The sequence below is a fragment of the Metabacillus niabensis genome (assembly GCF_902829255.1).
In the GTDB taxonomy this organism is placed as follows: Bacteria; Bacillota; Bacilli; order Bacillales; family Bacillaceae; genus Metabacillus; species Metabacillus niabensis.
This window is the reverse complement of record NZ_CADEPK010000456.1, coordinates 1-2,552: the sequence shown is the minus strand read 5'-3', so window position 1 is coordinate 2,552 and position 2,552 is coordinate 1. Positions and strand designations below refer to the sequence as shown.

The window sequence follows — 2,552 nt, the reverse complement described above, 5'->3', positions numbered from 1 at the left end:
GCTATTAATAATAACCTCTGTTGTAGCTTGATCCCCGTCGATATCTGGAAAAATATTTTCCTGACTCCCTCTATATAAAAGTTCATAGGCAATAACTTCCTCATTTTTATTAAAAATAGGTTGTTTTGCGACAAAGACTTCCATTAGAAAACCCCCAAAGACAAATAAGCCGATCGTTTTAAACCTATTTTACTATATAAAACTATAAATAAATAACTTTTTTTCTAATATATGAGAAAAATCACTCTAGGAAGGAGCTTAAGATGAACGAAATCGATTATAAATATTTCATAAGGTTTATCGTCATTTTGATCCAACCAAAAAATGATAGCCATAACGGTATACTTAATAATGTCGCCCAAACCATTCCTTTAAAAAAGTTTTCTTCTTGCACACCACTCACACCTTTCATAAATGCCCTTTTAGTAATATCCTTTCCATGGTGTTTGCATTTAAACATTAGGTAAGCGCTTACAAATTACTTTTTCCTTTCTTTACTACCTTATTCCTCCAAAGATAGCAACATTCCTTTAATTATTGTTCAACATTTTCTTACATCATTTTATGATTATATTCATCACTTTTTACAATCAATGCATATAGTGTTACATGGATTAATTTGGTAAGGAGTGAATGCTTTTGCCTGCCATTAGTGGAGAACAATATTTATCACGTATAAATGAAATGCAGCCAAATGTATGGATTAGAGGAAAAAAAGTAACTGGGAAGCTTAGCGACCATCCAGATTATAAAGGTGCTATGCAAACAAAGGCTTCTTTATATGATTTACAGCTCCATCCAGACCTCATAGAGAAAATGACCTTTCCCTCCCCGTTATCAAAAGAACCGGTTGGCATCTCTTTTTTACAGCCGAAAACAAAAGAGGATTTGGAACGGCGTCGCTATATGATGAACGTGTGGGCAAGGAAAACGTTAGGAATGATGGGGAGAACACCTGATTATTTAAATACTGTATTAATGACTCTAGCTACTGCTTCACCTATTCTTACAAAGCAAGAGAAATCGTTTAGTGAAAACCTCCTTCGTTTATATGAACATGCACGTGAGCACGATTATTCGTTTACACATAGCTTTATTAATCCACAGGTTAATCGTTCTTACCAGAATGAAAAGCCTTCAACAGAGCCAATTGCCGCAAAGGTTATTGCAAAAACTTCAGATGGTCTGATTGTTAAAGGAGCGCGACTTCTCGCAACTCAAGGTGGGATGACAGATGAGGTTCTCATTTTCCCATCAGGAAGTAAACTAGGAGATGATGATTACGCCTTTAGTTTTTCAATCCCGACGAATACAGAAGGATTGAAATTTATTTGTCGTGAAAGCTTTTACAAAGGAGATTCAGCTTTTAATTATCCACTTTCCTCCCGCTTTCACGAAATGGAAACAATGATTATTTTTGACAATGTGCTCGTACCTTGGGATCGAGTCTTTTTCCATAATAGGCAGGATATTGCTTACGAATTGTTTTCTAAAAGCAGCTTTACTGCACATGCTTTACATCAGGTTGTCATTAGGCAAATTGTTAAAACAGAATTCATCCTTGGACTTGCACAAAAGATGGTCAATTCCTTAGATTTATCCGATTATCAGCATATTAAAGAAAAAATAAGTGAAATGATTATCGGTTTAGAGACGATGAAGGCATTGTTGGAGCGTGCTGAGCTTCATGCAAAAGAGGATCAATGGGGGACAATAACTCCAAATGTTCACCCCCTTTATGTTGCGATAAATACATTTCCAACACTTTATCCTAGAATGAGTGAAATCCTACAGTTGATTGGAGCTGGTGGACTGATGGCGATTCCAGCCGAGGAGGACTTTCAATCAGAGCTTGCCGATGATATAGACAATTATTTTCAAGGAAATGCATGTAGTGCAGTCGAAAAAACAAAGCTATTTCGCCTTGTCTGGGATTTAACAATGAGCTCATTTGGTACTAGACAAACACAATATGAACGCTACTTTTTTGGTGATCCAATCAAGCTTGCTGGAACATTGTATAATGGGTATCCTAGAGATGAATATATAAGACAGGTTGAGGACTTTTTATCATCGTGATGTAATATTCGTTCAATCATCATCCAAATGGTTTCTGTTGGATGATGATTTTTTCCCTTTTACATTTCTCCTACCCAATATACCATTTTCGTAGCTAGCTCCTCTGCAACCTCATCTTTCACAGCTTTTGCAAGTGAGTTGTGCAATCTTTCACGTAAATGGTCACGACTTTCTTCATATTCAACAATCGTTGACCATTCTATTTCAGGTACTGCAATTAAACTATATTCCTCTTTTTTATTTTCATATATGTATACGTTTGTAATAAATTGATCACCATTTTGTACATTCGCTTTTCTTATTTTCATTTTGTTCACCCTTTCCATCATTTATTATAACTGATTCCCTCTTGTTTTTCAGTATTCTCCAGCATGGTTCGTGTTGCTGAAAATCTGTGATTTGATAAGTTAGTTCCTTTTCGGAGTGTCAATATTCAGCAACAGATGTCCTTTTCCACGTGCTGTCGATCCTCA

2 protein-coding genes and 1 pseudogene are annotated in these 2,552 nt (G+C 35.9%); 1 reads left to right on the top strand and 2 read right to left on the bottom strand.

All coding sequences use genetic code 11. The features are described 5' to 3' along the window. Window positions 1-144, bottom strand: a pseudogene (locus HU235_RS25255) (hypothetical protein); the annotation flags it as partial. A 495-nt stretch (window positions 145-639) separates the two neighbouring features. On the opposite strand from HU235_RS25255, the gene hpaB reads away from it, so the two are divergent. Beyond that, window positions 640-2,079, top strand: a complete 1,440-nt coding sequence (gene hpaB / locus HU235_RS24645; protein WP_174881907.1) for a 4-hydroxyphenylacetate 3-monooxygenase, oxygenase component — start codon at window positions 640-642, stop codon at window positions 2,077-2,079. Between the two features lie 59 nt (window positions 2,080-2,138). Here the strand turns inward: hpaB and HU235_RS24640 are convergent, their stop codons facing one another. Then, a complete protein-coding gene (locus HU235_RS24640) occupies window positions 2,139-2,387 on the bottom strand; it encodes a YueH family protein (protein WP_174881906.1) in 249 nt (82 codons plus the stop codon). Window positions 2,388-2,552 lie beyond the last annotated feature (165 nt).

What these genes read in the sequence shown, in the direction of transcription:
- HU235_RS24640 (WP_174881906.1), bottom strand. Translation starts at nt 2,387, where the DNA reads ATGAAAATAAGAAAAGCGAATGTACAAAATGGTGATCAATTTATTACA.